Origin of the sequence: Amycolatopsis sp. NPDC098790 (assembly GCF_044759945.1) — a bacterium.
Taxonomy (GTDB): Bacteria; Actinomycetota; Actinomycetes; order Mycobacteriales; family Pseudonocardiaceae; genus Amycolatopsis.
Genome location: NZ_JBIWAI010000008.1, coordinates 470,510 through 494,530, shown reverse-complemented (window position 1 = coordinate 494,530; position 24,021 = coordinate 470,510). Strand labels below are relative to the sequence as shown.

At 67.8% G+C, this 24,021-nt stretch carries 20 protein-coding genes and 1 tRNA gene; 8 read left to right on the top strand and 13 right to left on the bottom strand.

The window, feature by feature from the left end:
* Positions 1-26 precede the first annotated feature (26 nt).
* Positions 27-638, bottom strand: coding sequence for a pentapeptide repeat-containing protein (locus ACIQWX_RS45635; RefSeq protein ID WP_400885238.1), 612 nt, complete (start codon positions 636-638; stop codon positions 27-29).
* 43 nt (positions 639-681) lie between these two features.
* Here ACIQWX_RS45635 and ACIQWX_RS45630 point away from each other — a divergent pair, with 43 nt between their 5' ends.
* From ACIQWX_RS45630 to ACIQWX_RS45615, 4 genes are all read left to right on the top strand, one after another.
* Complete coding sequence (locus ACIQWX_RS45630; protein WP_400885235.1) at positions 682-1,575, top strand: ornithine cyclodeaminase family protein; 894 nt, start codon at positions 682-684, stop codon at positions 1,573-1,575.
* A 183-nt stretch (positions 1,576-1,758) separates the two neighbouring features.
* Positions 1,759-2,220 carry a transposase family protein gene (locus ACIQWX_RS45625; RefSeq protein WP_400885234.1) on the top strand — a complete coding sequence of 154 codons (462 nt, stop codon included), beginning with the start codon at positions 1,759-1,761 and terminating at the stop codon, positions 2,218-2,220.
* A 140-nt stretch (positions 2,221-2,360) separates the two neighbouring features.
* A complete protein-coding gene (locus ACIQWX_RS45620; protein ID WP_284749574.1) occupies positions 2,361-2,615 on the top strand; it encodes a hypothetical protein in 255 nt (84 codons plus the stop codon).
* A gap of 336 nt (positions 2,616-2,951) precedes the next feature.
* The gene (locus tag ACIQWX_RS45615) at positions 2,952-3,764 is read left to right on the top strand and encodes an LmeA family phospholipid-binding protein (protein ID WP_400885230.1); all 813 of its coding nucleotides are present in this window, start codon (positions 2,952-2,954) and stop codon (positions 3,762-3,764) included.
* Positions 3,765-3,823: 59 nt separating this feature from the next.
* Here ACIQWX_RS45615 and ACIQWX_RS45610 read toward each other — a convergent pair whose 3' ends face one another.
* The 10 genes from ACIQWX_RS45610 to ACIQWX_RS45565 form a co-directional block, all read right to left on the bottom strand.
* Entirely contained in the window at positions 3,824-4,390 is a 567-nt protein-coding gene (locus ACIQWX_RS45610; RefSeq protein WP_400885227.1) for a hypothetical protein, read from the bottom strand.
* A complete protein-coding gene (locus ACIQWX_RS45605) occupies positions 4,387-5,991 on the bottom strand; it encodes an extracellular solute-binding protein (RefSeq protein WP_400885225.1) in 1,605 nt (534 codons plus the stop codon). Before ACIQWX_RS45605 ends, ACIQWX_RS45610 begins: the two co-directional genes overlap by 4 nt.
* On the bottom strand, positions 5,988-7,115 hold the full coding sequence (locus ACIQWX_RS45600) for a toxic anion resistance protein (RefSeq protein ID WP_400885223.1): 1,128 nt from the start codon (positions 7,113-7,115) through the stop codon (positions 5,988-5,990). The genes ACIQWX_RS45605 and ACIQWX_RS45600 overlap by 4 nt, the downstream gene beginning before the upstream one ends.
* 1 nt (position 7,116) lies before the next feature.
* Positions 7,117-8,193 (bottom strand): hypothetical protein, encoded by a 1,077-nt coding sequence (locus tag ACIQWX_RS45595; protein ID WP_400885220.1) that lies wholly within the window; start codon positions 8,191-8,193, stop codon positions 7,117-7,119.
* Positions 8,194-8,275: 82 nt separating this feature from the next.
* Positions 8,276-9,769: a carboxylesterase/lipase family protein gene (locus ACIQWX_RS45590; RefSeq protein ID WP_400885218.1), complete on the bottom strand. Its 1,494-nt coding sequence runs from the start codon at positions 9,767-9,769 to the stop codon at positions 8,276-8,278.
* Positions 9,769-11,190, bottom strand: a complete 1,422-nt coding sequence (locus ACIQWX_RS45585) for an ATP-binding protein (RefSeq protein WP_400885216.1) — start codon at positions 11,188-11,190, stop codon at positions 9,769-9,771. The genes ACIQWX_RS45590 and ACIQWX_RS45585 overlap by 1 nt, the downstream gene beginning before the upstream one ends.
* The gene (locus ACIQWX_RS45580) at positions 11,187-12,839 is read right to left on the bottom strand and encodes an FAD-dependent oxidoreductase (protein ID WP_400885214.1); all 1,653 of its coding nucleotides are present in this window, start codon (positions 12,837-12,839) and stop codon (positions 11,187-11,189) included. Before ACIQWX_RS45580 ends, ACIQWX_RS45585 begins: the two co-directional genes overlap by 4 nt.
* 22 nt (positions 12,840-12,861) lie before the next feature.
* A complete protein-coding gene (locus tag ACIQWX_RS45575) occupies positions 12,862-13,776 on the bottom strand; it encodes a ribonuclease Z (RefSeq protein WP_400885212.1) in 915 nt (304 codons plus the stop codon).
* A 14-nt stretch (positions 13,777-13,790) separates the two neighbouring features.
* On the bottom strand, positions 13,791-14,345 hold the full coding sequence (locus tag ACIQWX_RS45570; protein ID WP_400885210.1) for an HdeD family acid-resistance protein: 555 nt from the start codon (positions 14,343-14,345) through the stop codon (positions 13,791-13,793).
* A gap of 149 nt (positions 14,346-14,494) precedes the next feature.
* Complete coding sequence (locus tag ACIQWX_RS45565) at positions 14,495-16,675, bottom strand: RICIN domain-containing protein (RefSeq protein ID WP_400885207.1); 2,181 nt, start codon at positions 16,673-16,675, stop codon at positions 14,495-14,497.
* 274 nt (positions 16,676-16,949) lie between these two features.
* On the opposite strand from ACIQWX_RS45565, the gene ACIQWX_RS45560 reads away from it, so the two are divergent.
* The 3 genes from ACIQWX_RS45560 to ACIQWX_RS45550 all read left to right on the top strand — a co-directional run bounded on the left by ACIQWX_RS45560 (position 16,950) and on the right by ACIQWX_RS45550 (position 19,717).
* A tRNA-Ala gene (locus ACIQWX_RS45560) sits at positions 16,950-17,022 on the top strand.
* Between the two features lie 1,054 nt (positions 17,023-18,076).
* Positions 18,077-18,397 carry a helix-turn-helix domain-containing protein gene (locus tag ACIQWX_RS45555; protein ID WP_400885206.1) on the top strand — a complete coding sequence of 107 codons (321 nt, stop codon included), beginning with the start codon at positions 18,077-18,079 and terminating at the stop codon, positions 18,395-18,397.
* A gap of 120 nt (positions 18,398-18,517) precedes the next feature.
* On the top strand, positions 18,518-19,717 hold the full coding sequence (locus ACIQWX_RS45550; RefSeq protein ID WP_400885203.1) for a tyrosine-type recombinase/integrase: 1,200 nt from the start codon (positions 18,518-18,520) through the stop codon (positions 19,715-19,717).
* 230 nt (positions 19,718-19,947) lie between these two features.
* Here ACIQWX_RS45550 and ACIQWX_RS45545 read toward each other — a convergent pair whose 3' ends face one another.
* The gene (locus ACIQWX_RS45545; RefSeq protein ID WP_400885200.1) at positions 19,948-21,261 is read right to left on the bottom strand and encodes a hypothetical protein; all 1,314 of its coding nucleotides are present in this window, start codon (positions 21,259-21,261) and stop codon (positions 19,948-19,950) included.
* Entirely contained in the window at positions 21,237-22,523 is a 1,287-nt protein-coding gene (locus ACIQWX_RS45540) for a hypothetical protein (RefSeq protein ID WP_400885197.1), read from the bottom strand. The genes ACIQWX_RS45545 and ACIQWX_RS45540 overlap by 25 nt, the downstream gene beginning before the upstream one ends.
* A 676-nt stretch (positions 22,524-23,199) precedes the next feature.
* On the opposite strand from ACIQWX_RS45540, the gene ACIQWX_RS45535 reads away from it, so the two are divergent.
* Positions 23,200-23,820, top strand: a complete 621-nt coding sequence (locus ACIQWX_RS45535) for a DUF2625 family protein (RefSeq protein WP_400885195.1) — start codon at positions 23,200-23,202, stop codon at positions 23,818-23,820.
* Positions 23,821-24,021: the final 201 nt, after the last annotated feature.

The following is a 24,021-nucleotide window of genomic DNA, read 5'->3' as shown; positions in this document are numbered from 1 at the left end:
CAGCCCTCCTTCCGGTCGGCCCGAGCCTACGCCCGGACGCGCAGCCCGAGCGACGTGACGAGCACCGCAGCCTGTTCGGGTGACACGATCGCGCCCGCCAGGTCGGCGTTCACCGGGTCGAGCGCCGAGAGGTCGCTGCCGCGCAGGTCCGCGCGCGGCAGTTTGACGGCGTGCAGCATCGCGCCCGAGAGGTCGACGTCGGTGAACACGGCGTCACCGCCGTTCGCCCCGGTGAGGTCGGCTTCGCGCATCCGCACCCCGTGGAAGGCGACCGACCGCAGGTCGGCACCCGCCAGGCCGGCGAACGACCAGTCGCCGCCGGTGACCCGCAGCGGGCGCAGTTCGCACTCGCTGAAGGTCGCGCCGACGAGCTTGCACCCGGTGAACTCGGCGTCGAAGAAGTTGCACCGCTTGAAGGCGCAGCCGGTGAACGCCGAGTCCGTGTGACGGGACGCGTTGAACCGCACGTTCCCGAACACGCAGTCGGTGAAGACCGAGTTCCGCGTCTGCGCCTCCGAGAGGTCGACCTCGAGGAACTCGCAGCGCACGTAGTGCCGTCCGGTGATCTCCTCTCCGTACCAGTCGTCGCGGACGAACCGCTGTTCTTGGACGGGTGGATCTTGCGTGGCATCGGGCACCGCGTCAGGCTAGCGGGAGTTTCCGACGTCGAAGGGTCCGCGCATGCTCGATGCCCAAGCCGTCCGGGCCGCCGTGCCGATGACCGCCGCCGTCGACGCGGTCCGGGAGGCGTTCCTCGACCTCGCCGCCGGCCGTTTCGTGGTGCCGCAACGGTTGTCCTTCGGCGGCGGCACGACGCTGGTGATGAGCGCGTGCCACACCCCGACGTCGACGACGGTCGTGAAGACGCTCAGCCTGGTCGCCGGCCGCACCCCGATGATTCTCGGCACGCTGGTGTGGAACACGGCCGAGGGCCAGGTGGTCGCCGACGCGATCGAGGTGACGACGCTCCGCACGGGCGCGGCATCCGGCGTCGCGACGGACCTGCTCGCCCCGCCGTCCGCCGGTCGCCTGGCGCTCCTCGGCACCGGCGCGCAGGCCGCCGACCAGGTGCGGGCGGTGGCGGCGGTGCGGCCGGTTCGTCAGCTGACGGTGTTCGGCCGTTCCCCTTCGCGCGCGCACGCCTTCGCGGAGCGGATGGGCGCCGAGTTCCCGGACGTGACGACGCGGGTGGCCTCGTCGGCCGCGGACGCCGTCTCCGATGCGGAGATCGTTTGCTGTGCTACGTCATCTTCGACTCCTCTGTTCGATGTGGACGATCTGCCTGCGCGGGTGCACGTCAATGCGATCGGGTCGTACCTGCCTTCCATGCGGGAGCTCCCGGCCGAGCTGCTCGGGAGTGCCTCGTGTGTCGTCGTGGATCAGGTCGAGGCGGTGCTCGAGGAGGCCGGTGAGGTGATCCACGCGGTGGACGCCGGGTTGGTGGAGCGGTCTTCGTTGGTCGAACTCGGGGATGCGTTGGGTGCGCCGCCGTCCGTGAGTGGGCGAACGGTGTTCAAGTCGGTGGGTCTCGCGGTGCAGGATTGGGCCATCGCGAGGTTGCTCGGGCCTCACTGAGGTTTTCTCAGTAAGGCCCGGGCCGGTCCTTCGATGAGACGTGGGGCCCCTGGTAGGACTGGATTTGCGAAGATCAAGTCCGAGGTTCCAGAGGCCCCACGTGATCAATGATGGCGCCCTCATTCCCTGCGACCGGGTCGCGGCGACCACGATCAAACCAAAGGCAAGAACCGCGGCCGGATCGTGCACCTGTGGTACTCCGGCAAGCACCGCGCCTTCGGCGAGGACGTCCAGTTCCTGGCCACCGCCGACGGATTCCCGCTCTGGGTCTCTGCGGCGCTGCCGGGCTCCCGCAACGACCTCTCCGCCGCCCGCGACTTCGGCATCACCGGCACGTTGACCGCCGCCGCAGCCGAAGGCCTGCTGACACTGGCCGACAAGGCCTACCACTCCGCCGGCATCGGCATCCGCACACCGTTCAAGAAAACCGCAGCTCAGCCCATACTCAACGCCCGGCAACGGGTCTACAACCTGGTGCAATCACGAGCACGCGCCCTCGGCGAACGCGCCATGGCCATCCTCAAAACCCGCTGGTTAGCCCTGCACCGCATCAGCCTCCGCCGGAACGTATCGGCGCCATCATCCAAGCGGCCCTGGTGCTCACCCATCACGAACACCAGAGCCGCTACTGAGAACCCTCACTGAGCGTCCGAATGGGGCGGCGGAGAGCAACAGTAAGCGGCCGAACGGCGCAATCTTGGGCATGGAGCGTTTGATCGGTCACCCGATCCGGGAATTTTCGCGACATGTCTCCTTGGCGAACCACCACCAGACGGAACACGGCCGTGCGGGTCATCACGGCGATCGGCGCGATCTTCGCGGGGATCGAAGTTCTCTACATGATCATGGTGCTCGCCGGCGCCAACGCCGGCAATGCGTTCTTCATCTTCATCAAGTCGTTGGCCGTCCCCCTCGCGTTGTTCTGGCCGGGGCTGTTCAACGTGGACAACGCCAGCCTGCAGGTCATCCTCGACTTCGGCTTGGCCGCGGTGTTCTGGTTGGTCGTCACCGGCATCATCGCCCGCTTCGCGGGCCGGTGACCGACGGGCGACGTCGCCCTTCGAGCTGCCGCCTGCCGTCACTGACCCCTCCAGTGGCGGCAGGTGGCTCACGAACGGTTGCCTGCCGGTGGATCGAGCGTTGATGTCGCACGGATACGGGATTGCGAGCGCGATCCCGTACCACCCGCGGGTGACGAGTGGGCCGGAGCTGGGTAACTGCTGGCGGCTGATGACTGGAAGCTGCCAGCCGGCCCGGCGGGAAGCCGGTGACTGGCGGCCGGCCGGCAGCGCCGGATACTCCCCTGCCGCGTGAGAAACCTCCTTTTGTGTTACCTGGCGTCGGCGGTCTGCCTCGCCTTGCGCGACACTGGGCTGATGAGTGACGGCAGGTGGTTCGACGGCTGGTCGCCCTGGCCTGAGCTGGCCGGGCTGGCCGCTGCCGGTCGCTCCCTTCTCCCGAACGTTCCCGTCACGCCCGCCGCCCTTGTGCGGACCGTCACCGAACAGCTCGTCGGGCGGCGGCTGACCGCCAAGGTCGGGGATCGCGATGTCGGCCTGACCCTGGCCGAACTCGACTACCCCGCCGACAGCCTGCGGCTGGCCACCGGACGCGTCGGCGACGTGCGCATCGTCGCCGAAGACGTCGACTGGCCCGAACCCGATGGCAGCAGCATTCCGCTGCGCCGGGTCACCGTGCTCGCCGAAGACGTGCGCCTCCGCTCACTGCCGACTCCCTCCGCCAAGCCGGCCCGCGTGGACCTGCGGATCACCGTCTCCGCGGACGTGCTCCGGGAAAGGGTGGCGCGGGTCCGGCCCGGGATCGTGGCCGCCCCGGCCGGCAGCGGGCTGCTCCAGATCCACTGGGCCAAGAAACCCCACTGGGGCCACTTGACCCTCGAGGCCCAGGTGGGCGACGACGCCGTCGTGCTCGTGCCTCGGACCCTCCACATAGGACAACGACGGCTGCGCCCGCCGAAGCGCTTTCACCCCATCGTGCTTCCGCTGCCGGAACTGCCGCCCGGGTTGAAGCTGACGAAGGTGGAACCCCGGCACGACGAACTCGTGCTGCACACCGTCGCGAATGAGTGGCCGGAACGGCTTTCCCGCATTCCTCTCGCCGATCTGTTGAGCTGGTTGACCACCGCTGCGGTGACCCTGACCTTGCCGAAACTCGGTTCGCGTCCATAAGGCCAAGCTACTCGAACGCCCGTTCGAACGTCATCACTCACACAGGTGGCGACGGAAACTCACACGTCCCGGTCTCGCAGATACCGCGTGTGATCGGCCTGCCGGTCGACCTCGGAAGCGTAGAACCGCTCGGCCACCCGATGCGCCTCCGCCTCGAGCAAACCCAGCTGCGCCACCAGCTCCTCACCCGCGCCGGCCCGCCGCGCGGCGAACCACCACGGCATATTCAAGTAAGTCTCCAGCGACAGCGGCAGATCCGTCCGCACCAGACGGACGACGGCGTGCTGCAGATCGGGATCGGCGGCCAGCCGCACGGGATCCGACAGCAAGTCCCGCAGGATCGAAGCGACCCGACCGACAGTGTCCACAGTAGACGCGGGCATTCGGGACGCCTGCGAAGACACCCGCGAAACCAAGGTCTCCAAAGACGAACGAAGCTCCGCCGAAGTGTCCGGCACCAACCGAACTTTCTCCGCGGGCGCCACCAAAGCACCGGCCAAGTACAACGCCACCACGACGAACGGCCAGAACCACCCGACCACCCCGGTCACGTACAGCACGACGCCGACCAGGCCACCGACGCAGCCGAGCAGGTTCTTGGTCGACCCCAGATAACGCAGCATCATTGGTACCCGCGGATCTCCTGGAAGACGTCGGACAGCTGGACCTTCCGCGCGTCGAACACCTTTCCGCCGGTCAAGGTCGCCACCTGCGTCAGCTCGTCGCTGCTGCCCTCCCCGAACAGCACGGTGAACACCGGCACCTGCTTCACCGCGGCCGGCACCGAGCCGAACGACGCCTGGAAGTCCGCCAGCGACGACCCGTTCGCGTTCTCGCCGTCGGTCATCAGGACGATCGAGGTGAACCGGTCCGGATCGCGCGCCTGCAACGGTTCCAGCACCCGGTAGGCCTCGGAAAGGCTGTCGTAGATCGCCGTCCCGCCGTTGGCCGTCAGCCCCTCGGCGAACGCCTTGATGCGCGCCAGCTCGGCCGCGGGATCCTGCTCCGGCACGGTGAACGTCGTGGCCCGCGCAGGAACCGTGTTGAACGGCAGCATCGTCACCTCCTCGCGGCTCCGGAACCGCCGGAACCGGCCGGTCAGCGAGTTGTCCGCCCCCGTCAGCCCGACCAGCGCCGTCCGCAGCGAGTCGATCCGGTCGCCCTTCATCGACCCGGACGTGTCCAGCACGTACAGCGTCCGCGACGGCCGCCGGATCTTGTCGAAGTACGCCTGGAGCAGCGCGTCCACGGCCTGCTGCGTCGCCGGGAACGGCAGCTCGACGAGGTCGCGCGCGGTGAACTGCGGCCCCAGCGCGACCCCCGGCACGACCGGACGCCGCTGGGTGGTCTCCATGATCCGCTTCTGGACGTCGGGCGTCCGCAAGTAGTCCGAAAGCCGCTGGTGCGCCGACCGCGCGTCGTCACCGGCGGAAGCCAGCACGGACAGCGGGTAGTCCGCCGTGACGACGCCGTCGCTCGGGTAGACCAGCGTCAGCGGCTCGGGCAGCTTCCCGGACGCGTTCGCCGAGAGCAGCACGGACTCGTAGTTGATCAACCCGTCGACCCGGTTCGGGCCGGTCGCGCGCCGGGTGTACGCGTCCGACAGCCACCCCGAAGAGCCGGCCGAAAGCGCCTGGGCGCTGAAAAACTGCGTCAGCTGCGGAGTCACCGAAGCGATCTGCTGGGCGTCGATCGCGTTGCCCGCTCCCGCCAGCGCCGAAGCGACGCCGACCAGCGCCGAGAACCCGGAGTTCGACGCCGACGGGTCCGTCATCCCGTAGCTGAACGCCTTCTTCCCGGCCTGCGCGGCGATTTCGCCCCAGCTGACCGGCTTGCCGGCCCAGCCCAGCCGCTGCACGACCGACGTCGCGAGCCCGAGCACCACCGGCGAGCTCATGATCTTGACCTGGTTGCCGAGCCGCTTCGCCGCGTCGGGAATGCCTGCGAGGTAACGGTTCGACGAGAACCACACGGCGTCGTACTTGCCGTCGACGCTGCCGTTCGCCAGCGCTTCGGCGCCTTCCAGCGTGCCGGTGAAGGTGAACTTGACCTGCACGCCGGTGGCGCGAGCGGCTTCGTCGAGCACCGGCTGCATGTCCGCCAGCTCGCTGCCCGCGAGGATCCGCAGGGTCCCCGGCTCCGGCTCGCCCAGCGGCGCCGACGACGGTTCGGAACACCCCGCCAGCAACGCGGCACCCACAAAGAGCGCCAGCACCTTCCTGATCATTCTTCCCCCTCGTGCGAACGCCGCAGGTGGTCCTCGGCGCGGCGGATCTCGCCGGACAGCGACTCGACGGTCGCGGCCATCGTGCGGACTGCGTCGGCGCGGAATCCGTCGATCGCGTCGATCGAGGCGTAGATCCGGTCGAAGGACGCGCGGATCGTCTCGGTCGCGACGGCCGGGTCGCTGCTCGCCTTGCGGATCTCCGCGGACTGCAGGTCCAGCAGCTCGGTGTTGGCGCGGATCAGCCCGTCGGTGGTCGCCTGCAGCGCCGCGACCTCGTCGAGGACGTCCCGCTGGCTCGCCAAAGCCCCGCTGACCAGCAACGCGACCCGCAGCGCGGACACCGTCGTCGACACCGCCCGTTCGACGCCGCGGATCAGCTCGTCGTTGTTCTTGCGCACCAGGTCCAGCGCGAGGTAGCCCTGCGCGCTGACGGCCAGCTGCGTCAGCAGGTCCTGGTGCCGCTGCCGGATCGGGTAGAGCACGTCCGCGCGCAACGCGTTGGCGCGCCCGGGATCCGTCAAGTCGAAGACGCCGGCCTGCGCTTCGATCGCGCTGTCGACGGCCTCGGCGAGCGCGGCCGCTTCGGCGAGCTTCCCCATCACCTTCCACAGCCGCTCGCGCTCGCCCTTGATCGAGGCGTTGTCACGGCGCAGGACGTCCTGGCGGCCACGCAGGTCGACGACCAGCGCGTTGACCGGCTCGTTCGCCGCCCGGTAGCGGTCCAGCGCCCGCTTCGCGCCGGCCGCGGCCGGGAACATCCCCAGCAGTTTCCGGCCGGTGAGCGGCAGCTTCGCCGGGTCCAGCTCGGCGACGGTCCGGCGCAGGCTCGCCAGGCTCGTCGTGACGCCGTCCTGCGGCGACGCGGTGCTGCGCAACGACCGGTCGAGCATCGTCCCGGCGACGCCGGCCGCCGCGCGCATGTCGGCCTCTCCGACGGTCAGCAGCTCGTCGAGGAGGTCGGTGAACTCCGGCGACCGGACGTCGAGGGCTTCGAGCCGGGACGCGAACTCCGAAGCGCGAACGGTGATTTCCGTCCGGGTATCGGAACTGAGCGTGATCAGCCCGGCGGCGCGCTCGGCGGGGATCGCGGTGACCGGCTCGGGCGGCGTGAGCGCGAAGTCCATGTCAGTACTGCTTGCCGACGGCGTCGAGCAGCCGCTCGAGCGTCTCGAACGACGGCGGTTCGACGGCGTCCACGAGGTCGGCTGGCACGTGGGCGGGCGCGGCGACCTCGGCGAACAGCTTCGGGTCGTTGGTGCGGAAGCCGAACGTCGCGGCGAGCTTGCCCAGCTCCGGGTCGGTGCTGAGGAGCTGCCCGACCTTGTCGCCGTCGCCGGTCAGCGGCACCAGCGTGTGCTTCGAGTAGACCGTCGGCGCGGTGTAGAGCATCCGCATGTCCGGCCGGATCGAGCCGTCGCCGCTCACCACGCGGCCGACGAACTGCGATTCGTAGATCAGTGCCAGCGGCGTCTTCCCCATGCCCGCGGACAGGTAGTCCTCGAACGGCCCTTCGGTGCTGTTCTGCGTGTACCCCTGGTCGAGGAACAGCTTCGCCACCGACGGCAGCACCTTCGCCTCCTGGTCGGGCGAGCTGACGACGGCGTTCCCGTTGGCCACGAAGGAAACGATCGACAGGTACATCGCCGCGGAGTTCGACTCACGCGGGTCGGTCGTCGTGACCAGGACGTTCTTGCGCGCCGGGTAGGCGGTGTTGCCGGGCAGCTGGTCCCAGCGCGTCCCGGCCTTCGCGAGGTCGAGGTACTTCGCGATGTCCAGGACGTCGTAGTCGCCGGCGCCCTTGTGCACGACCCCGTTGGCTCGGAGCAACGCCACGATCGGCTCGAAGGACGCGACGGCCATCGGCGACTGGAACGGCGTGTAGACCGTGGTCACCTTGCGGTCGCGCTGGATCTTCTGCGCCGCCGGCGACGACGACGGGAACGCGAAAGCGTACTTCCCGAGGTCGACGGTCGTCGCGATCTGCCGCGAGCCCGCGGTGTCCACTTCGACCTTCAGGCCGTGCTTCGCGAAGGCGTCGACGACGCGCTGGTCGGTGAAGAAGGCCTGCTTCTCCGAACCGATCACCCCGCGCACCGTCGTCGTGGAACCCGCGGCGCTGTCGTCGCCGCGCCCCCAGATGATCACCCCCGCGACGGCCAGCACCAGCACCACGGCCAAGCCGATCGACAACCGGCGTTTCACGAACCACTCCCCTCGACGGGCCTTCGCTCATTGGACGCGGGAGCGAGCCGGTTCGAAGTGAACGGCAGGTGAAGGAACGGTCTCAGGTCACCGGGAACCAGGTCCCGGACGCCCATTCCGTGTCGCCCCAGGCTTTTCGCTCGTCGGAGCGTGGATCGAGCACCAGATCGGTGTCTTCCCGGAAAACCAGCACCGGCCGGAGTTCGGGGCCGTAGGGCGGCCACTCGGGACCGTCCGCGTCCGCGACGCCGTCGCGAACGAAGCGCACCCAGGCGCGGTGGATGAGCAACGCCGCCCGCTCGCGCTTCGGGTTCACCTGCGTCGCCTCGGCGAACAGCGGCAGCGGCGTCTTCCACGCCATCGTCGTCTCGGTGCCGTGGCCGCCGTCGAGCTGCTCGGGCACGCCGGGCGCGGCGATGTCGATGCGGTAGCGGTAGACGGGCGCGTGCGCGGACTGCGCGTCGGCGAGCCGCTGCGTCGGGATGCCGTAGCGCTCGTCGCCCATCGCGGCGATCTTCGCGGACTTCAGGTCGGGGACGCGGCGAAGGTACGTCTCGAGAAGGTGCGAAGTGCCTTCGCCGCCGAGGATGCCTTCGAGCACACTGGAAGCGGGCGCCGTCGCGACGTCGTCGCCGAGCATGAGCGCGTACGTGCTGCCCTCGTTGCTGTTGCAGCCGACCAGCAGCGGGATCCCGGCCGCGCTCCCCCGCCGGATCGGCTCGATCGGCACCTCCGGCAGCACGCGCGGGTGCAGCGTCGGCCGCCACAGCCACAGGGCCTGCAGCCCGGACAGGATCCGTTCCTGCGCCTCGACGAACTCCTTGGCGGGCAACGCCCTGAGCGCGCCCATGTCGTGGCAGCCGACCTCGTCGAGGAGCCGCCGGGCCAGCGCGGTCCCGGCTTCCGGCGTCGCCACGTGGTCGGCGCCGCCGCTGCTGCTGATCGCCCGCGCGAACAACCCCTGGCCCAGCGGGCTGCCCAGCAGGTTCCCGACGCTCTTCGCACCCGCCGAGACGCCGTAGACGGTGATCCGCGCCGGGTCGCCGCCGAACGCGGAGATGTTGCGCCGCACCCACTTCAGGGCCTCGACCTGGTCGAGGAACCCGCACACACCGGCGTCCTCCTCCGCGGAGCCGAAGACACCGGCGAGGTGCAGGAAGCCGAGCGAGCCGAGCCGGTAGTTGATCGTGACGACGACGATCCCGGCGCGCGCGAACTCCTCGCCGTCGCCCAGCTGCTCGCCGTGCCCGACGCGGTAGCCGCCGCCGTGCAGCCAGAACAGCACCGGCCAGCCACCGTCGGGCGCGGGGGCGTCCGGGGTGCAGACGTTGAGGTACAGGCAGTCCTCGTCGCACACCGCGGCCGGGTTCATCGGGTCCGGCGACTGCATCGCGTGCGGCCCGTACTCCGTCGCGACGTGCACGCCACCGGACAACGCGGGCGGCTGCGGCGCCTTCCACCGCAGCCCGCCGACCGGCGGACGGGCGTACGGGATCCCGCGCCACGCGCGGACGCCGTCGCCCGCCAGCCCCACCAGCGCCCCGAGCTCGGTCGTGACCGTCGGGACGGAAGCCATCAGAGCGAGGCCTGCTCGACCGTCGGCAGGCAGACCTCGAACCGGGTGTTCCCGGGTTCGGACTCGACGCGCAGGTCGCCCTGGTGGCGTTCGACGACGATCTTCCACGAGATGTCCAGGCCCAGCCCGGTGCCCTCGCCGACCGGCTTGGTCGTGAAGAACGGCTCGAAGATCCGCGGCTTGATGTCCGCCGGGATGCCCGGGCCGGTGTCGCCGATCTCGACGCGGATCTGGTCGTCGACGCGCCAGGTGCGCAGCGTGAGCGTGCCGTCGCCCTTCATCGCGCCGAGGGCGTTGTCGATGATGTTCGTCCAGACCTGGTTCAGCTCGGCCGGGTACGCCGGGATCTTCGGCAGGCTGCGGTCGTACTCCTTGACGACGCGGATGCCGGTGCCGACCTTGCCGGACAGCATCACGAGCGTCGAGTCGAGGCCGTCGTGGACGTCGACCCACTGGTGCGGCGCCCGGTCCATCTGGGAGTACTGCTTGGCCTTGCCGACCAGCGCGGAGATGCGCGTGGTCGAGTCCTCGATCTCGCCCATCAGCATCTCGGTCTCGAGCGCGTAGGCGAGCCAGCGGACGGCACCGTCGATGAAGGTGTCGCCGACCTGCTCGAGGACGTTGTCCAGATCGGCCGTGGTCAGCCCGGCGCGGACGTAGATGTCGGCGAGGTCCCAGCCGCCGTCGATGCCGCGGTCGTCGAACCAGTCGCCGATCTCGTCCTCGCGGTCGGCCTGCTGCATCGCGGACAGCTTTTCGGCCTGCGCGACCTGCTTGACCAGGCGTTCCTGGACGTCGATGAGCTGGTAGAGCAGCTCGGGTTCGATGTCCTTCTTGGCCAGGAAGGCGAGCTTGTGGCGCATGCCGGCGACGCGTTCGCGCAGGGCGGACGTGGCCCGGACGGCGGCCGCGGCCGGGTTGTTCAGCTCGTGCGTCAGGCCGGCCGACAGTTCACCGAGGGCGAGCAGCCGGCGCCGCGACCCGATCACCGTGTCGCTGTTGCGCCAGCCGAGGTACATGCCCTCCAGCAGGTGCGTCGCCATCGGGAACCACCTGCGGAACTCGACGGAGAACTCCTTCGACGGCAGCGCGAGCAGCGTGACGTCGGAGAGCGCGCGCACGGTCGCGCCGTAGCGGTGGTCGTCGTCCTGGTGCACGAAGAACTGCGTCGCGCCGAAGTAGGCGCCGCGCTGGTCGGACCGGTTGGTCTCCACCTCGGTGCCGCTGACCAGGCGCGTCATCCGGATGGCGCCGCCGAGCAGGACGTAGAAGCAGGTCGCCTCGCCGCCCTCGCTGATGATCGTCGAGTCGCCCTCGTACTCCTCGAGCACGGCGTTGGCGGCGACCCAGTCCAGCTGGTCCTCGGAAAGGTGTTCGAAAAGGAAGAGCCCGCGAAGCTCTTCCCGCGGCAGTGCGCTCATTGTTCCTCCAGGTACCGGTGTACCAGCGTCACGGCCATCGCGCCCTCGCCGACCGCGGACGCCACCCGCTTGACCGACTGGGACCGCACGTCACCGGCCACGAACACGCCGGGGATGGACGACTCGAGGTAGTACGGATCACGGTCGAGCGCCCAGCCGGCCGGCCGCTGCGCGTTGGCCGTCAGGTCCGGTCCCGTGCACACGAAGCCGTGCTCGTCGCGGTGGATGCCCTCGCCGAGCCAGTCGGTGCGCGGGGCGGCGCCGATGAAGATGAAGAGGTGGCCGGACTCGACGGTCTCGGTGACGCCGTTCTCGCACAGCGTGAGCCGCTCGAGGTGCTCGTCGCCGTGGGCCTGCTTGACCGTGGTGTGCGTCCGGACGTGGATGTTCTCGATGCCGGCGATCTGCTCGATCAGGTAGTGCGACATCGACGCCTCCAGGGACGCGCCGCGCACCAGGATCGTGACGTCGCTGGCGTGCCGGGAGAAGAACACCGCGGCCTGGCCGGCGGAGTTGGCGCCGCCGACGATGTAGACGTGCTCGCCCTTGCACTCAGGCGCCTCGGTCGCGGCCGAGCCGTAGTAGACGCCGCGGCCGGTGAGCTCCTCGATGCCCTCGGCCTCGAGGGCGCGGTAGGTCACGCCGCTGGCGAGGATCACCGAGTGGGCGGCGATCTCGCTGCCGTCGCCGAAGGTGACCACGCGCGACGAGCCGCGGGCTTCGAGGCCGACGACGTCGCGCGCGGTCAGCACCTCGGCGCCGAACTTCTGCGCCTGGCGCCGCGCGCGGTCGGTCAGCTGCGCGCCGGAGACGCCGTCGGGGAAGCCGAGGTAGTTCTCGATGCGGGAGCTGGTGCCGGCCTGGCCGCCGGTGGCCTTCTTTTCGACGAGCACCGTGCGCAGGCCCTCGGACGCGCCGTAGACCGCGGCGCCGAGGCCGGCCGGGCCGCCGCCGATCACGACGAGGTCGTAGAACTCCTGCGCCGGCCGCGTCGACAAACCGACGGCGTCGGCGATTTCGCCGCCGGTCGGGTTCTTGAGCACCGTGCCGTCGGGGGTGACGACGACCGGGATGTCCTTTTCGGTGGCGTCCGCGGCCTGCAGGATCCGCGCGCCTTCGTCGTCCTCGACCGAGAACCAGCGGTACGGGACGGCGTTGCGGGCGAGGAAGTCACGCAGGTGGAACGACGGCGAGTTGTACCGGTGGCCGATGAGCTTGACCTCTTCGACCGGCCGGTCGCCGACCGCCTTCCAGGTCTCGACCAGCGCGTCGATCACCGGGTAGAGCTTCTCCTCCGGCGGGTCCCACGGCTTGAGCAAGTAGTGGTCGACGTCGACGACGTTGATCGCCTGGATCGCGGCGTCGGTGTCGGCGTAGGCGGTCAGCAGGGCGCGACGGGCGTGCGGGAACAGGTCCATCGCCTTCTCGAGGAAGGCGATGCCGTCCATCTGCGGCATCCGGTAGTCGGCGAGGATCGCCGCGACGGCGTCGCCGCGCAGCTTGATCTCGCGCAGCGCGTCGAGGGCGTCCGGGCCGGAGTCGGCGCGGATGACGCGGTAGTCCTTCCCGTACCGGCGCCGCAGGTCGCGGGCGACCGAGCGGGACACGGCGGGATCGTCGTCGACGGTCATCAGGATCGGCTGGCTCACGAGGTGCAGCCTACGGCGCTTCTCAGGCCGTTGGGGAAGACCGCCGTTTCGGCACCTGGACCCGCTCCAGGTCCGCGGCCACGACGATCTCGCCGTCGAACTCGGCTTTCGCTTCGTCCAGGAAGCGCGCCGGATCGGGGTAGCGCTGCGAGAAGTGCGTCAGGACCAGTTGCCGGACACCGGATTCGGCGGCGACGCGGGCCGCCTGCTGGGCGGTCAGGTGGCCGAAGTCCCGCGCCAGGTGGGTGTCATCGGCGAGGAACGTCGACTCGATGACGAGCATGTCCGCGTTTTCGCTGAGCGCGTACACCGCGTCGCAGAGGCGGGTGTCCATGACGAACGCGAACCGCTGGCCGGGCCTCGGCGTGCTGACGTCTTCGAGGTGTGTGGTGCCGAGCTGTCCCTCTCGCTGGATCCTGCCGACGTCCGGGCCGCTGATGCCGTGTTCCTCCAGCTTCGCGGGGAGCATGGTGCGGCCGTCGGGCTCGGTCAGGCGGTAGCCGAACGCCTCGACCGGGTGGCTCAGGCGCTTGGCCTCGAGGGTGAACTTGCCGCCGGCGATCGGGCCGTCGCCGGTGATCGGGTGTTCGCGCAGGTCAGCCGTCTCGTAGAACGCCGTCGCGTGCCGCAGCCGTTCGAAGTAGTGCGCGCCGGACGCCGGGAAGTGGGCGTGGACCGGGTGCGGGACCTTGTCCAGCGAGAGGCGCTGGATCACGCCGGAGAGGCCGAGGCTGTGGTCGCCGTGGAAGTGCGTGACGCAGAGGCGGGTGATGTCCGTGGCGGCGACGCCCGCCCGCAGCATCTGGCGCTGGGTTCCCTCGCCGGGGTCGAAGAGGAGGCCCTCGCCGTCCCAGCGCAGGAGGTAGCCGTTCTGGTTGCGGTGGCGCGTGGGCACCTGGCTCGCGGTGCCCAGCACCACCAGTTCGCGGGTCGACACGCCCGCGACGCTACTCAGCCCGCGAGTTTCCGGAGCCGGAACGCCAGAACGAGGAGCATGATCCCGTAGATGAGGGCGTAGATGCCGACGAGCAGCGCGATGCCGAACGCGCCGGCGATCGGGTTGATCACGATGAGGATGCCGGCGATCACCGAGAGCGCGCCGGCGGCGATGAGGAACGCCTCGCCCCGGATCTGCTTGCGGATCCGGATCGCGGCGGCGATCTCCGCGATGCCGGTGACGATCGCCCACAGGCCGACCAGCAGGGCCAGCAGCAGGACCGTGATGCCGGGCCAGACGAGGACGAGGATCCCGGCGACGATGCCGAGCGCGCCGAGGACCCCGTAGGCGGCGCGGTGGGCGGCGTCACCCGGGCGGAAGGCCTGCATCAAGCCACCGATGCCGTCGACGATCGCGTACACGCCGTACAGGACCGCCAGCACGAGCACCGTGGCGCCCGGCCAGATCAACGCGAAGAGCCCGAACAGCACGGCGAACACACCGCGGACGGCGGCGATCGGCCACGCCTTGCGGGGCTCGACGACGGAGAACGCTGCGAAGGAGGTCATGGGTCGCTCCTCGGGTGTCGGGGCACCCAGTATCGCGACAGAACGGCTGGTTGGCGCGATTCACCACCCGTTCGGGCCACGCGTCCACTGTGTCCGGACACATAGGACCGGCGTGCGCCGCGGCCGCCACCACGGCGCACGCCGGTTGCTCAGGGGTAGCTGACCAGGTTGACCGGCTTGGTGCCGGTCGGGGTCGTGTCACCCGTGTTGTTGATGACGTGCGTGATCGTGCCCTGGTAGTTGAGCGACACGGTCACCATGTCGTGGAACTTCACGCCCGGGGTGTTCGGCGCCTCGAACGCGTGAGCGCTGGCCACGGACGGGTTGGTGCTGAAGTAGCAGTAGCTGCCCAGCCCCCACGCTTCGTGGCTGGTGACGTTCGGACCCACCTTGTAGGCGGAGTAGCCCTTGGTGGAGCCGTTCATCCAGCCGGCCTGGTTCGGGACGTCGTAGGGCATTTCGTTCTGGAAGAAGTACGTGCGGCCGCCGTTGCCGTTCCAGACGACCTGCGTCTTCTGGTAGTGCTCGACGAACAGGCCGTACATCGTCACGTTGTTGCCGTTGACCGTCAGCCCGGTGTCGGCCGTGTTGGTGGTCCAGCCGACGTAGGCGTTGTTGTCGGCGTGGTCGGCGCGCCAGATCCACATGTGGTCGCCGACCACGTTGCTGCTGTTGACGACCAGGCTGTTCGTCGCCTTCCCGACGTTGGCGCCGCCGATCCGGAAGAAGACGTCGTGCAGGGAGGTCGGGTTCGCCGCGTGGTCCGCGGACGAGCCGGCCGCGCCGACCTGCATGAGGGTGTTCGAGTTGGTCGTGCCGGCGTCGATGAGCAGGCCGGCGACCTTGACGCCGTCGACGTCGTCGACGTTCATCGCGGTGACGCCGCCGTCCGGGATCAGCGTGGCGATGCCGAGGCCGAGCACGACGGTGTCCGGCCGGGTGACGTGCAGCGTCTGGTTCAGGTGGTAGACACCCGGCGTGACCAGCAGGTTCTTGCCCGCGGCGAGCGCGGCGTTCATGTCGGCGGCGGTGGCGCCGGGCTTGGCGATGTAGAACTGGTCGATCGGGATCGACGTGCCCGGCGCGGCGCCGCTGGCCCAGCTCGTGCCGGAGGCGTTGGTCTTCACGCTCGGGACGAAGACCTGGTAGTTGCCGGCGCCGTCGATGTAGAGGAACGGCTTCTCGCGCACGACCGGCGTCTGGCCGACCGTGGTGTAGGGCGGGCTCGGGAAGGTGTTGGCCGGGGCGCCCTGGACGCCCGCGAAGACCATGTTCCAGTTCGAGCCGTTCCAGCTGCCGAACTGCGAGTTGCGGGAGATCCACTGCTGCTGCGAGCCGGAGCGGACCTGGCCGTCGATCTTGGTGTCGGAGATCCAGCCGCCGCTGGCCCAGCCGCCGTCGTCGAGCTGCAGGTCGCCGCGGACGTGCATGCGGCGGTAGGGCGCGGCCTGGCTGACGGCCCAGCGGTCGGCTCCCCCGTTCGGGGTCACGGACAGGTTCTCGGCGCCCCGCCAGAAGTTCTGGGTGGCGTTCTGCGGCGGGAACCAGTCGGCCTCGACGTGCACGGCGCCGTTGATGTTGACCGCGTCCGGGCTGAGGCCGAGCCCGAGGACCTGGGTGTAGAAGCCGACGTTGACGTCGTTGGCGTAGGTGCCCGGCTTGAACATGACGGCGTAGCGCTGGCTGCCGAACTGGTTGCGTTCCTGCTGGGAGAAGATGCTGTTGAGCCGGCTCTGGATGGTGGAGCTCGGCATGGACGGATCGAAGACGACGACGTTCGGGCCGAAGTCGGGCTGGCCGGGCTGGGTCGTGTTCACGGGGTTCAGGGTGAAGGACTGGGCGGCGGTGCCGTTGCAGGCGTACTGCTGGAGCTGCACGGAGTCGGCGGCGGAGGCACCGGGAACGTCGAGGCACTTCCCGCTGTTGCGGCTGACGAAGTGGTAGCGGCCACTGCCTTCGTCGACGGCCTGCCACTGCTGGTTGGCGCCGCCTCCGTAGGTCCAGAGCTGCACGAGCCCGCCATCGGCAGTGGAAACGTTCGAGACATCCCAGGCGGCGGCCGGGTTGCCGCGGGCGTTCACGCGGAAGTAGCCGTCACCGGTGGACTGGAACTGCCACTGCTGCGAAGTGGTCTGGTTGCAGGAGTACTGCTGCACGACGGTGCCGTTGGCGGTCCCGGCGGCCCGGGCGTCGACGCACTTGCCGCTGTTGGCGGCGGTCACGGTGTACCAGCCATCGGGAACGATGGCGGCTTGCGCTGCCGGAGCGGCCGCTACCCCGCTCCCGACCAGGACAGACGCTGCGGCGAGCAACGTCATCACCCTCTTCATGCGAAACCTCCTCTGCCGCCTGGGCGGCGTTCGTAGAGCAGGAAACGGCAGAGGCGTGCCCGGTCTGGGTAGACGCGGCGTAACGGGCGGGGACCTCGGCGTCACAACCGCGCAAAATGTAACGGCGGCCACACCGGGAGTCAATACACGACTAAAAATAAGGTGTAAAGAGGCAGGTCAGAGGGGTGTGGCGACGGTGGGGACCCCCGAGTGGAGGCGGGTTGGGCGGGGTGTAATGTATGGACACACGAGATGCGGAGTTGAACTCCGCTCCGGGGCTATGGCGCAGCTGGTAGCGCACCTCACTGGCAGTGAGGGGGTCAGGGGTTCGAGTCCCCTTAGCTCCACAGTGACGAAACACCGCCCACCGGATCCGAAGATCCAGGTAGGGCGGCTTTTTCGTTGTACCGAATCTTGAGTTTCGTCAAGAGGAAGTTCAGCTACCGGTCGGCAGCTGGGGCAAAACTGGGGCACCGGTCCGAAGGCGGCGAAATGGGGTCACGAAAAGTGCCCCAGTAGCACCCCCTGGACAGGTGATCATCGGAGCTACTTCGTCCAGCGTCGTCGACCGCCACTTCCACCCGGAGCGGCTCTTCATCAACGTAGCGTCACGTTGCAGGCTCGACCGTTAACTCGACGTACCCACCCTCATAGGTCGGCTGCCAGTCAGCGGCCGACGAACAACTGTGACGGCCGACACCGTATGCTCAGCCGTGGTTGGCCCCGACCGACCAGCACGACCGGGAATCCGTAGCGCCTAGCCCTGTCCAACGGATCCCCGGACCCATACCCCGAGCGAAAGCATTTCCGGACAGGGACGAGGGGACGACGAAGACGCGCCGTGCGTCGGACTCGCCCGCCGGCCTGAGACGGCCGGCGCCAGGACCCCGATCCTGACCCTCACCACAGGTTCGTAGGCGCTGGGAAACCGAGAAGCATTTATGTGAACGCGCTACTAGTTGTAGCCGGGATCGCGATCCCGACCGTTGGAGGAATCCTCGTTGTAGCGTTGATCTTGGGGTACTGCAGGTGGTTGGTCAAGCTGACCAACGACCCAAGGTCATTGCGCGAGTTCACACCCGTGTTGCGCGAACTGCGTGAGTTTGTGCGACGTGGGCGCCCAGCCTCCCGAGAGGAGGTGAAGCGAAACCGCCAGCAAGATCAATTGCCCAACCGGTCCAATAAAGATCAATAGAGCTTCTCCTGTGGGCTTGATCTTCCCCTGGAAGATCAAGCCCACAGGCATGCACTCATTCGCCCGAAGTTGGCGCAGTACAAGCGCTTCGACCGTTGCCTACATGTGTGCAAGCCTATCCAGTGAGATCAACTGCATGTTGTCTCCCAAGCTGCCGTTGGGCGGAGTTAGCGGCGACAGTGTCCTTCGCTCATTTCGAGGCCGCCATGCAGACCGACGATGATGTCATCCGCCACCCCGACTCCTTGCCGCCCGCGCCATCGAGCCAGCGCGGGCCTGCAGGCTCTCTCACTGGCGATGCCGGACGACTCCTCTTCACGCCCGCAGTGGCGGCCGAGCGGCTGACGGTCGGCGAGTCGTGGCTTCGCCGCAAAGCTGGGCAGCGCCTCATCCCCTGCACCTTCATCGGCAAACACCTGCGCTTCACCGAAGACGACCTGCGCGCCATCGTCGCCGCCGGCCAACGGAGGCCGCGTAATCGCGACCAGCCCGGGCTCACCGGACGCCGACGCCGGACGCGTCGCTGACACCCGTTCCGGTTCCGCTACGAGGTTCTTCGCCAAACACGCTTCCCCTCTGTCGCTTATGGAGCGGTCCTGGACACCGCACCACCACGCGACCCCCTCACCACAGCGCAGGAGTTCACCGTGCCCTGGACCGAACCTGCCGGCGACGACACCTGGCGAGTCCGCTACCGCCGCGCCGACGGCACCAAAGGCGCCATCTCCGGCTTCCCCGACGCCACAGCCGCCGAAGACCACATCAGCACGATGCTCCACGAACAACGCACCGGAACCTGGATCGACCCCGAAGACGGCCGCACTACCATCGCCCAATTCGCCCCCGCGTGGCTCGAGTCCCTCGACATCGACCAACGCACCGAAGAGAACTACCGCAGCTTCCTCAAAGTCCACATCCTCCCCCGCTGGGGCGACACCGCCTTCGCCGAGCTCACCAACCTCGGCATCCGCACCTGGGAGAAGAAACTCCGCGCCTCGGGCTTGGCCAAGACCACGGTCGACAGCATCATCAAGTGCTTCTCGCTTCTCCTCTCTGACGCCGTCCCCGAGAAGCTGATTGCTGCAAATCCTCTAGTTGCACGTCGCCGCGGGCGCCGCCGCCGCCGCGCGCAGCGCACCCCGCGCAAGATCTGGGGTGAACCCGCTGAAGTTCTCCATGTCGCCGATCAAGCCGCCCTCAAATACGGACCCTGCGGCGCCGTCCTCATCGTCACCGGCGGCTGGACCGGAGCCCGCTGGGGCGAACTCGCCGGCCTCGATCGCGGCAACGTCCACCTCTACGACGACGACACCGGCAACATCTACCTCGACCCCGACGTCGGCGCCCTCCACGAACCCTGCAGCGGACCGCTCTACCTCGGCCACCTCAAAACCGACGAGTCCGAACGCACCATCAGCCTCCCCCCGTTCCTCGTCCGCCTCCTGCGCTGGCACCTGACCACCCACAACCATCGCCAGGTCTTCGTCACCCCCAACCTCGAATGGCACCGACGCAGCAATTTCTCTCGCCGCGCCTTCCGCCCCGCCGCCGACGGGAACCTCCACATCCCCAACCCAGCGATCCGTCTCCAGCCAGCCAAGCCTGGCCTCACCTTCCACGGCCTCCGCCACAGCCACAAGACTTGGATGATCGACGACGGCATCCCCGAAATCGCTCAAGCCTTCCGCCTCGGCCACGTCCTCCAAGACAAAGTCCAAGAGACCTACTCCCACGTCGCCGCCGCAGTCGAACAACGCCTCCTCGACAGCCTCCAAGCACGATGGGACAAGGCAGTCGCCGACTCCAAAACTACCGCTGCAGACGCAATGTGGCGCGCATGCGCATGAGCCAACGAAACTGCCTAGATGCGGCCCGCCACCACACCGAGATGCTTTCGATCGGTTCGACCGGCGTCCCTGAACCTCCGACTCCGCGCGGCGGGACCTCGGGCTAGGTTCCGTTCAGGGCGTCGCGTCGTCGTCGGCCGGGGAGCGGCCATGTCGACGCGTCGGCAAGCGGCGGCAGCCAGAATGCAGACGTTTCTACACACCAATCCTTTCCCATCTCAACCTGCCGATCATTTGGACTCTGACGGGTCTGCATCTGTTTTGCGTTCGCCGTCGTCGAAGGTCAACTGATGTTGCCCCTCCGTGACCTCTGCACCCGCCTCTGAGGCTGACGGCGAAGAATCGGTCTTCGCGACCATCACGTCGCGGGTAATCATTTGAAGGCCACGAGCAGGCAAACCCCACACCGAAACACAGAACTTCTCAAGCAGATTCGCTGCATCCTCGACCTGCCGTGATTGCCCGGCCCACGAGTCCCGGACCTTGCTGGTGTCTTGCCTGCTCCCCAAACGCTCGGCCGCGCGGAGGTCGAGAAGCCTCAACACATGCATCGCAATGCCAGCACGCTCCTGCATTCTGGCCGAGAGGTCCATAAAAGCCTCCGCCCACTCTGGCACGCGTAGAAGTTCGTACTCCAGTTGCGGGACGCGTCGACTAATGCGGGCGACACCCGCGGCCGTATAATCGTCGTGCAGACCCTCGACAAAATCTCTTGTCATCGAGTCAACTTGCTGAAGAACACGGCGGAGCCCAACCTGCTGACCGAAGCCACTCGACAGCTGCCCCGCGGCAAACTTCCGAAACTCGTCAGGTTCATACTGTCCCCGCCAGTTGGTAATTTTCAGCGTGGCCACAGCAGTAAGCGACACCACTTCGCTGCACGCGAGCGTCAAGGCTGCAGGGTCAACTTCGGCGTGATGCTCTGCGAGCAGATCCGCGAGGGTCCGAAGTTGATTGATCCGCGCAAACTCGTCTGTGAACCAGAAACTGCCGAATAGGAATTTCCCGGCCCGACGCAACGGCTCGCTTGACGTCAGATGCGCCCGGGCACGCTTGATGACCCGCTCTCCCAGGTCAGGGTCAGCGAAACCCACCCAATCATCGGGCTTGATCCCTGCGGCCCGTTCAGCAGCAGCTACCGCGGCCTCGTCGAGAATATTGGCGCGAAGGCGACGGGCAACAGCTCGTACCCGCGGATCGACGCGCACTTTCGCAAAAGTCGCCTCGTCCATTCCCGCATACCCGGCCATACCTCTCAGCCACATGACACGATCGATCTCTTTGGCACCGGCGCCACTCTTTGCTTCGATGACCTCCGTGCGCGTGCCAAGTCGCGGATCGAAACTGGTTGATACTACATCGAGCTCGCCCAGTTTGTTACCTTGAAGGCCGTCAGGCCAGACATCAATCGATCGCCGGACGAAGAACCCTTGCACGAACCGGAGTCGGCACAAGCGATACTCCCATAGCGCGCCGACCTCGTTCGCCTCGCGCCCACCGCGGACGCGCCGTTCATTCATCACAGCCACGATCCGTTCTGCCACGATTCACGAATCGCAGCAAGATGCTTAGTTTCGAGCACTTTGCTCGCGCCGGCCGGGTCCGCCAGCCGCCGAATACGGATGTCCTCGGGAGAGTTGTAGTTGCGCTGATCGACGAGGGTCCGGCCACCGTAACTGCCTCCGCCGCCGAGCTGACCCTGCGCGAGGGCGTCTCGGGCAGCGATGACGATGTCAGACTTGACCACTTCAAACCGTGCGCGGTCACCTGAAGTCGGCACGGTCTTGAGGATGCCTTCCTTCTCCACCAGAACGTAGTCGCGCCCGATTGGCGTGGCATCCCCTGCGGTGCCAGCATTCACGAGCTTGTTCATGAACGCCAGCGGTGAGTACAGGCGAAAGTCCTCCGAGTACCGAACTCCATACTGAATGGATGCCACCAGCAACTTGACCTGGTCGGAGATGCCAGCCAGCTCAAGGTTAGCGCGGCCAGCTCCAAGCCCATCGAACTGCGGCGAGAAGGTGAATGTCTTGGCCTGCCCGGACGAGGTCTCGATGGTGATGCCGTCGACAAGGCCGACGCTGGTCGCCATGTTGATCAGATGCCGAGGAGCTGCGGTCAGGGTTTCCGCCGGAGCACCTTGAGCCTGCCCGATCTCCTCCATCAAGGCAAGGAGATCGTTCGTGTCCCGGTCCCGGAGACCCGCGAGAACCGCCTGAACCCGGTCCATCTTGTGCGCCCACAGATACTCGTTGTATAGCAGGGTGGTGCCGAAGTCGGGCACGTCACGCCGCTGCAAAAGTGAAAAACTTGCAGCTAGCTCGATCGCTTCGCGAACAGTCGCTTCATCGAAGCCATCACGTGCAAGCCAGTCGACGATCTGTCCTTCATCGAGCGGCAGCCTGCTGAGCACCTCCATCAAGGGCACCAGGGCGCGCTCCGCCACCTCAGGCTGACGCTGCTCGAACCGCGCTGCGGCATAACGGAACACCGCAGCTTCCGTGAAGATGCTCTCCGTCAGGGAGACGACCTGTCCAGTGGTATCTATCTCGACGTCCAACAGCCCCGCCTCGTCCTGCGCCCGCAGGATGTCAGCGAGCTCCTGGACGGGAATCCCGCATTCGCGGGCGAACGCCTTGACTGTCGCGCCGGAGACACGCCCCTGCTGACGCAGCCGCTTCAGCAGGTCAGCCTCTTGCGAGGTGCGGAGAGTCGCGTGCACATATGTCGACTTGTCGTCCTGCTGGAACCGAATCACGTGCTTGCCGATCGCGCACAGCCACCGGCCGCGCGTCTGATCATCCACAGGCCCTACCACCCATCTACGTGTACACCTCGACCTATCGAATTATCCACCCCCTCGCAACCGCGAAACCGTGCACTAGGCGCCAACTATTCAGCACCACGAACACCCGCGCCTGGTCAGCTTGGTCGGCACGGAGACGCGCTAGTGCTTTCGGGCTGGTCACCCTTAGAGTCCCACTTCTCCCAACGAACACCTGACCGAGCTCGTTGGCGATGCCCTCCGCGCAGGGAGTCAATGGAGATCACCAAATCGCCTTGCTAGTGACTCACCTCAGGCTCGGCGAGCTTGCCGGGCCGACATCAGGCACGTTCCAGGCCCCTGTTGCGCCCGCCCGCACTCAACGCACCAACAGGTGGGCGCCATTCCGTCCGCGCCGCGTCGGCGACACCCGGCCGATGTCCGGCACGTCAGCGCGAACGGAACGAAAAGGAGCCCCCAACGAGGATCAGCAAGGCCACCGTTGCCCGTTTACAGCGAACACGCAGAGTCAGCGGCTAGTTCTCGTCATCTGTCGATACCGGTCTTCACCTGCATGTACGTCCGCGCCAGCCGATCATGGTCGGTCGCTGGTTCTCGTCGTTTCCCGGGGAAAACCGGGAGGTGATCATGCCGTCTCGGCGATCGAGCCACCCACTCGCGCACGTCCACCGTACCGCCGTCTGACAGGCTCTTCGACGTGACGACATCGGCATGGGACGAAGTGTCCGCAGTAGTCGCGGCAGCACCGTACCCACTAGTCGTGCTCGACTCGGACAGCGAACGCGCTGCCCGCTGCCTGCGCGAGCTGGGTATCACGACTACCTCGTGGTTGGGTGCCGTCGTCGGCCACACGGGCGGGCTGCTGGTGGACCACGGCTGGTTGCGGGTGCTCGGCAGTGGCACTGAGGCGCTACCCGACATCTTGGATCGCGCCGAACCAGGCTCCGGCACGTTGCCAGTCGCCTACGACGTGCTGGGCGGCGTGTACGTCTGGGCTGTCAACCCTGCGGGCCGGCCGACCATCCACTACTTCGGGCCGGACCTCCTCGAATGGCAAGACCTGGAGCAGGGCTACGCCGACTGGCTGCACGCGGTGCTCGCCGGATCGCTCGACAGGTTCTACGAGAATCTGCGCTGGCCCGGCTGGGAGAACGAGGTCGGCGCAGTCACGGCCAACCAGGGCATTCACACCTTTCCGCCGCCTTGGAGCCAGGAGGGCCACGACCTCTCGACGGTGTCGCGCGCGGTCGTCGCATTGCCCGAGTTGGTGTCGCTCCACCAGGACGCCGCGCGACAGTTGACCGGCCAGGACCCCTGACCTCACCGCCCACACCTCCTCCGACATCCCGATACGAAGCCAACACGCGGCCGGCGGCGTCGGGTCAAGGCACGCTTTCCAGCCTTGACCCGACGCCACCGGCCGTTGTCACGATCAAGCTTCGGGATGGTGCTTACCGCCGAACGGGCGTAACGCGGTGACCTCTGACGACGACCCGGGTTGTACGACTCATCGACGAGG